Annotated in this window: 8 protein-coding genes; 2 read left to right on the forward strand and 6 right to left on the reverse strand. The window is 63.5% G+C overall.

The features are described 5' to 3' along the window. Window positions 1–125: 125 nt before the first annotated feature. On the reverse strand, window positions 126–1163 hold the full coding sequence (locus tag ACK5JE_RS12905; protein WP_416802099.1) for a TRAP transporter substrate-binding protein: 1038 nt from the start codon (window positions 1161–1163) through the stop codon (window positions 126–128). 356 nt (window positions 1164–1519) lie between these two features. Between ACK5JE_RS12905 and ACK5JE_RS12910 the strand changes: the two genes are divergently transcribed. Together ACK5JE_RS12910 and ACK5JE_RS12915 are read left to right on the forward strand one after the other, a co-directional pair. Then, window positions 1520–2566, forward strand: coding sequence for a LacI family DNA-binding transcriptional regulator (locus ACK5JE_RS12910; RefSeq protein ID WP_416802100.1), 1047 nt, complete (start codon window positions 1520–1522; stop codon window positions 2564–2566). 52 nt (window positions 2567–2618) lie between these two features. Further along, entirely contained in the window at window positions 2619–3245 is a 627-nt protein-coding gene (locus tag ACK5JE_RS12915) for a trimeric intracellular cation channel family protein (protein WP_416802108.1), read from the forward strand. 8 nt (window positions 3246–3253) lie between these two features. Here the strand turns inward: ACK5JE_RS12915 and ACK5JE_RS12920 are convergent, their stop codons facing one another. The 5 genes from ACK5JE_RS12920 to ACK5JE_RS12940 form a co-directional block, all read right to left on the reverse strand. Then, a complete protein-coding gene (locus tag ACK5JE_RS12920) occupies window positions 3254–3871 on the reverse strand; it encodes a tRNA-(ms[2]io[6]A)-hydroxylase (RefSeq protein ID WP_416802101.1) in 618 nt (205 codons plus the stop codon). Window positions 3872–3920: 49 nt separating this feature from the next. Beyond that, a complete protein-coding gene (locus ACK5JE_RS12925) occupies window positions 3921–5165 on the reverse strand; it encodes an MFS transporter (RefSeq protein WP_416802102.1) in 1245 nt (414 codons plus the stop codon). A 73-nt stretch (window positions 5166–5238) separates the two neighbouring features. After that, complete coding sequence (locus tag ACK5JE_RS12930) at window positions 5239–5589, reverse strand: hypothetical protein (protein ID WP_416802103.1); 351 nt, start codon at window positions 5587–5589, stop codon at window positions 5239–5241. Between the two features lie 69 nt (window positions 5590–5658). Further along, window positions 5659–6078: a hypothetical protein gene (locus ACK5JE_RS12935; protein ID WP_416802104.1), complete on the reverse strand. Its 420-nt coding sequence runs from the start codon at window positions 6076–6078 to the stop codon at window positions 5659–5661. A 50-nt stretch (window positions 6079–6128) separates the two neighbouring features. Further along, entirely contained in the window at window positions 6129–6449 is a 321-nt protein-coding gene (locus ACK5JE_RS12940) for a hypothetical protein (protein WP_416802105.1), read from the reverse strand. Between the last annotated feature and the right edge of the window lie 108 nt (window positions 6450–6557).

The following is a 6557-nucleotide window of genomic DNA, read 5'->3' on the forward strand; positions in this document are numbered from 1 at the left end:
CGGCCATTCGGACACGATGCCCAGGACGCGGTCCAGCCAGGCCAGCACACCGGTCTCGACCTGTGGCTCCTCGATTTCCTGGGCGCCGGTCTCCCAGGCGGCGAGGCCGTCGTGGCTCGCCGTCATCAGGACACCTTGCCGACGGAGGCTTCCAGCAGGCTCCAGGCTTCTTCACCGAATTTTTCCTTCCATTCGGCATAGAACCCGGCCTTGCGAAGCTGTTCGCGGAAGCTCTGCGCATCGGCCTTGTTGAACTGCAGGCCGTCGGCGGTCAGCTTGTCCTGCAACGTGGTGTTGAGCTTGGCCAGGTCGGCGCGTTGCTGCAGGCCCGCCTCGTTGAAGGCGCGCGCATAGATCGTCTTCAAGTCATCGGGCAGCCCGCGCCAGGCGCGTCCATTGACCACCAGGTGGTAGCCGTCCCAGCTGTGATTGGTCAACGAGCAGTATTTTTGCACCTCGTACAGCTTGGCCGTCTCCACGATGGCGAGGGGATTTTCCTGGGCATCGACGACCTTGGTCTGCAAAGCGGAATAGACCTCGCTGAACTGCAGGCTGGTCGGCGAGGCGGACAAGGCCTTGAACAGGGAAATCCCCATCGGGCTGACCGGCACGCGGATCTTCATGCCATCCAGGTCGGCGGCGGTTTTCACCGGCTTTGTGCTGGTGGTGACCTGACGGAAACCGTTGTCCCACATTTTTTCCAGCGTATACAGACCCACCTTGGCGAAAGCAGCACGGATGCTGTTGCCGAGATTGCCGTCCACGGTCTTCCAGACCTGATCGCTGTCGGTGAAGGCGAAACCGATGGCCGTGATCGCACTGATCGGCGCCAGGGTGGCGATCACCATGGTGCCGGCATTGAACATCTCGATCCCGCCGCTGCGCACCTGGGACAGCATGTCGGTATCCCCGCCCAGCTGGTTGTTGGGGAACACCTTGACCGCCATCCGGCCCTTGCTTTCTTCCGCGACACGGGCCGCCGCCTCGAGCGCGCGGATATTCAACGGGTGGCTGGTGGGCAGGTTGTTGCCGAACTTGAATTCGTATTCGGGCACCGCCGCGCTCACGAACCGGGGCAGGCCGATCATCGAAGCCGCCAGGGGCAGGCCCGCCAGCGTGCGCAGCGCGCCACGGCGCGTCAAGGTCTTGTTGGATTGAGTCATGTCTCCATCTCCTGTGGGGTGTCGAGTACCGGCGCCGGCGCCGGCGATTTGAAGGACATCCTATCCGGCCATCCGGCGCGAATCGGGATCAGTTGCAACGGGCGGGCAGGCCTGCGTTCACAAACAACTCGATGAGGGGACGGCGTATCGCAGCGCCGCGCGGCCCGCCAGCCTGCCTTGTGTCTCCATCGTGCTTTCTTCGTTTCACATCCCGGTGTCATCCCGTGGACTAGGGGTAGGATAGAGGGGCGCCGGGGAAAACAGAAAGCCAGTTTTTTGATGCGTTTTGAGGTATTCATCAAAAACCGGAGTACGCTGTATCGTTCCTGAACGACGCATACGACAGGCACCGTTCCATGCCCCGATCCCTGCCCTCTTCCCTGCCCACCATGCAGGACATTGCCCGGCTGGCCGGGGTCTCTCCCGCCACCGTGGACCGCGTCCTGCACCGCCGCCCCGGCGTGCGGCACGCCACGGTGCACCGCGTCATGAAGGCCGCCGCCGAACTCGACTACCTGCCGCAGGCGGAGCTGTATGCCGCCATGACGCCGCCGCCCATGCGCCTGCTGTTCATCCTGCCCACCCGCAGCAGCCAGTTCCTGCACATGCTGGGAGAATGGGTACGGCACTCGCAGGAGCACTGGGCGCCCTTCAATGTCAGTTGCCGCGTCGCCTCGGTGGAAAGCTTCGACCCCGACGCACTGGCCCATATGCTGCTGCGGCGCGGCCGTCAGTGCGACGGCGTGGCCTTCATGGCCCTCGAAGCCCCCAAGGTGCGGGACGCCGTCGCCGAGCTGGCCGAGCGCGGCATCCCGAGCGTGACCCTGGTGTCCGACCTGACGCATTCCCGACGCAGCGCCTACGTCGGTCTCGACAACCGCGCGGCCGGCCGCACGGCGGCCCAGTTGATCGCCCGCTTCGTGGGACCGTCGCGATCCGCCAAGATCGCCCTGATCGCCGGCTCGCTCAGCTACCGCGCGCATGAGGAACGCGAGGCCGGCTTCCTGAGCCTGTTCGCCGAACAATATCCGCACATGCGCGTGCTCGGCCTGCGGGAAGGCTACGACGACACGCAGGCCAACTATCGCCAGACCATCGCCCTGCTGAAAGAGCACCCGGACCTGGCCGCCATCTACAACATCGGCAGCGGCGCGGAAGGCATCGGACAGGCACTGAAGGAACGCAGGCGCCAGCACGAAGTCGTGTTCATCGGCCATGGCCTGACGCCCGACACCCGCGCCCTGCTGATCGACGGCGGCATGGACGCCATCATCAACCAGACGCCCCTGACCACCCTGCTGAACAGCATCCGCATCTTCAACAACCTGCGCGAACACCGCACGGTGCTTTCCGGGGTCGAAGCCACGCGCATGGATGTGATTTTCAGGGAAAATCTGCCGTAGTATCCATCCTGTCACGCCCCCTCGAACGGAGCCGCCCTTGTCCAGCAGCGCGATCACCAATGAATTCCTGCATGTCCTGTTCCTCATCGCCATCGCCGCCGAGGCGATGACCGCCGCCCTCGCGGCCGGACGCCGGGAAATGGACTGGCTGGGTGTCTGCCTGCTGGGCTGCATCACCGCGCTGGGCGGCGGGTCGGTGCGCGACCTGCTGCTGAACCACCATCCCTTGTCCTGGGTCGCCCACCCCTACTACCTGCTGATCACCGGCGGCGCGGCTCTGGTCACCATCGCCCTGGCCCGATTCATCCATCCGTTGCGCCACCTGTTCCTGTTTCTCGACGCCGTCGGGCTGGTGGTGTTCACGGTGATCGGTTGCGACATCGCCCTGAGCCTGGGCCTGCCCTGGGGCATCGCCATCGTCTCGGGCATGATCACCGGTTGCGTCGGCGGGGTCCTGCGCGACGTGCTCTGCAACGAAGTCCCGCTGCTGTTCCGCGCCGAGCTCTACGCCACGGTATCCATCGTCGCGGGCGCCCTGTACGTTGCCGGACTGTCGCTCGAACTGCAGCAGGAGGCCGTCACCGGCGGCGCGCTGGCCATCGGCCTGGGACTGCGGCTGCTGGCGCTGCGCTTTGGCTGGAGCATGCCCAAATTCGTCTATACCCGGGACCTGCACTGACGCCAGGCTCAGGCGGCCGGGCAGCCGCTGTGAAAACGGAATTCCGTGTCCGGTGACTCGATCAGCGCCTGCTCCACCTGCCGGATCCGGATCACCGAACGCCCGACATCGCGGGCCTCGCCAAAGCGCTGTGCAAAGCGCAGATACCCCTGATAGTGGCGGCTTTCGGAACGCAGCAGCCCGCCATAGAACGTGGCCAGCTCCTCATCCAGATGCGGCACCAGCGCCGCAAAACGCTCACACGAACGCGCCTCGATGAACGCCCCCACAATCAGGGTGTCGACCAGTCTGGCCGGCTCGTGCGTACGGACCGCCGCCCGCAGTCCGGAGGCGTAACGGCTGGCCGTCAACGGCCGCAGCGCGATGCCGCGCCGCTTCAGGATGCGCAGCACCTGTTCGTGATGCACCAGCTCCTCGCGCGCCAGTTTCGACAGCGCCGCCGACAACTCGACATCCTGACCGTGACGCGCAATCAGGCTCATCGCGGTTGCGGCGGCCTTCAGCTCGCAGTTGCGATGATCGAGCAGCAGGACATCCTGGTCGATCAACGCCCGCCGGACCCAGGCGTCAGGCGTCGGGCACGGCAGGAAATCGAGCAGGTCGGCGGGCAGTTCGGGCGGGATCATCGGGTCTCCGGATTCAGCAGGCATTCGTGGTCAACGGCGGGAGACGACATCAACGGACAGGCGGCGGGCCGGACGGCGATGGCGGTGCCCCTGACCCGAAAGGCTGAGCCAGTCCAGGCATGAAGCGCCAGGCGATCAGCCATCCCAGCGTCTGCATGCTGCACAGCGTCGCCACGGTGGCGGGCCACCCGCCCAGATCATAGGCCATGCCACAGCCCCAGGCCCCCACAAAACCGCCGCAATAATACGCGGCGTAATACAGGCCGCTGGCCAGAGACCGGCCACTGGTGACCCGATGGGCAATGAAACTCATCGTCGCCGACTGCGTCACGAACGCCCCGCAAGCCGACACGGCGAGCGCCACCACGATCCCCCAGACCGGCACCGCCAGCGTGCCCAGCACCCCCAGCGCCGCCACGACCACGGAAACCAGCACGGTACGCCGCGATCCGACGCGCGGAATGATCTTGCCGGCCAGCGGCGTGACCACCACCCCCAGCAGGTAGACGCTGAAAATGTTGGCCAGATCGCCGGAACTGAAACGATAGGGCGCCGCGGCCAGATGCAGATTGACAAAGGTGAACAGGCCGACCAGTGAAAACAGCATCGTGAACCCCAGCGCGCAGGCGACCCGCAGGGAGGGGTTGCGCAGCAACTGGCCGAGCGCCGACAGGTTGTCGGAGAACCGGGCACTGGCCACAAAATGGCGCGACGGCGGCAGGCCGCGCCAGACCATCCAGGCCCCCACCAGATTGATCACCGCCATTGCCCCGAACGCCGTGCGCCAGACCATGAATTCAGTCAGGTGCCCCATCAGAAAACGGCCCAGAAAACCGCCCAGCACGGAACCGGTGACGTATCCGGTGATCAGCCGCACCATGGCTGCGCCGTGGAATTCCTCGCCGATATACGCGATCGCCACCACGGACACGCCCGGCACGGCCAGGCCCTGCAGAAACCGCAGCACCATCAATCCATGCACGGACTCCACCTGCGACATCAGCGCCGTGGGCAAGGCGAGCGCGAACACAGACATCGTGATCAGCCATTTGCGGCCGAACGCATCGGACAGCATGCCGATGAAAGGCGAGATCAGCGCCACCGCCAGCACCGTCATCCCCACGGCATTGCCGATCTCGACCACCGAGGCATTCAGATTCCGCCGCAACTCGGGCAGGATCGACTGCAACGAATACACCTGAATGAAGGCGAACACCCCCACCAGCGCCACAGTCAGCAGCAGGGGGACGGTCAGTTGATAATGATCGGAGGCGGAAGACGGCGTCGCAGGCATGACAGTGAGGGAAGATGCAAATGCGGACCTCGAGGGTCCGCGCCTGTCAGCTTACTACTTTCCGCTGGAATGATTACTTGCGACGCATCCGCGAGGACCCGATCAGCAATCCGACACCGATCCCGATCAGCCCGGCATTCACGAGCGTGGACATGACGTCACTCTGGTTGGCTGCCGAAACGGCGCTGGCCACCTCCGCCGCGCCGCTGCCCACCGGCGCTGTCATCATCGCCACCAGGCCTGGATCTGAAGCGCATTTACCCAACATGGTGGTGGCCGCCTCGTTGTTGCCGGGCCATCTTTCCTTGACCATGCGCTCGCACAGAGCCTGATCCTCCGCGGAGATGGAAACCCCATTGAACTGGCGCCACCCTCCCAGGACGACCAGGGCCCCCGCCAGAACTGCTACCGCAATCTGTTTCATTATTTCATCATCCTCTTGGTCGGAATATCGTTCTCGATGCACCTGCCCCGCAGACACATCGAAACACGGTTATTGACGGAATTGGAAGTAGGCGCTCAGCGCTGACTGGGTTTCCTCCAGCGACTGGGCAAGCTCGCAGTACTCTTTCGCGGAAGAAGTCCATTTCACGCCACGATCCATGAAAAATCGACGCATCGATGCGCCCCTCTTTTCCTTTTCGCCGGCCCCGGCCGCGACCATGAAATCCTGCGTGGAAGAGAAGACTTTCTGTGCAAGAGACACGACATGATTCCTGTGCGCGGAGAGCTTCGCCTCATCGACGACCACATTCGCGCACATGTCCTTGAGGCGGCTGAGGATCGCGTAATTCAGGACGGTTTCACTCATTTCCTGCGCAATGGATCGCTGCGTAATGGTCAGACTCTCCGCAAAGACCGACGTCCCCGACATCGACAGACACAGAATCACGGTGACAGTCTTGAGATGCATATGCGTCTTCCTTCATAAAAACCAGAAATCGGGGATTTGAATCCCCCTGTTTATTTGGCGACGACCCAGTTGCCTTTCTCGTCCTTGCGCAATTCGGCGATGAAGGTTTTCGTTTCAGACCCTTCGATGCTCACATCGACCATGCAGGCAAAGACCTCGCCCTGTTTGTTGCATATACCCTTGGGCGACAGGGTCGCGGTCTCGGCAGCCTTCGCCAGTTCGGGCGACGGCATGGTGGCGCGCATGACCTCGCGACTCACCCGCCCGATTTCGCTTTTGGACGGCCCTCCCATCACCACACTGGGGCCCAGCAAGAAATACACGCCGGCGCCAATCACAAGGACCGCCAGCACAATGAGTCGTGACATCATGATCTATACCCCTGAATATCCATGAATGATTTATGATTTTGTACTCCGGCCACGAGGAAATATCCTCCTCAGGCCAACGCGACTCTGCGAATGAGGTCTTTAATCGAC

Source organism: Castellaniella sp. (assembly GCF_047971665.1).
Taxonomy (GTDB): Bacteria; Pseudomonadota; Gammaproteobacteria; order Burkholderiales; family Burkholderiaceae_B; genus Castellaniella.

Excerpts from the sequence above, each read along its gene's own strand:
- ACK5JE_RS12910 (WP_416802100.1), top strand. The coding sequence starts at position 1,520 with ATGCCCCGATCCCTGCCCTCTTCCCTGCCCACCATGCAGGACATTGCC.
- ACK5JE_RS12925 (WP_416802102.1), bottom strand. The coding sequence starts at position 5,165 with ATGCCTGCGACGCCGTCTTCCGCCTCCGATCATTATCAACTGACCGTC.
- ACK5JE_RS12920 (WP_416802101.1), bottom strand. The coding sequence starts at position 3,871 with ATGATCCCGCCCGAACTGCCCGCCGACCTGCTCGATTTCCTGCCGTGC.
- ACK5JE_RS12935 (WP_416802104.1), bottom strand. The coding sequence starts at position 6,078 with ATGCATCTCAAGACTGTCACCGTGATTCTGTGTCTGTCGATGTCGGGG.
- ACK5JE_RS12930 (WP_416802103.1), bottom strand. The coding sequence starts at position 5,589 with ATGAAACAGATTGCGGTAGCAGTTCTGGCGGGGGCCCTGGTCGTCCTG.
- ACK5JE_RS12905 (WP_416802099.1), bottom strand. The coding sequence starts at position 1,163 with ATGACTCAATCCAACAAGACCTTGACGCGCCGTGGCGCGCTGCGCACG.
- ACK5JE_RS12940 (WP_416802105.1), bottom strand. The coding sequence starts at position 6,449 with ATGATGTCACGACTCATTGTGCTGGCGGTCCTTGTGATTGGCGCCGGC.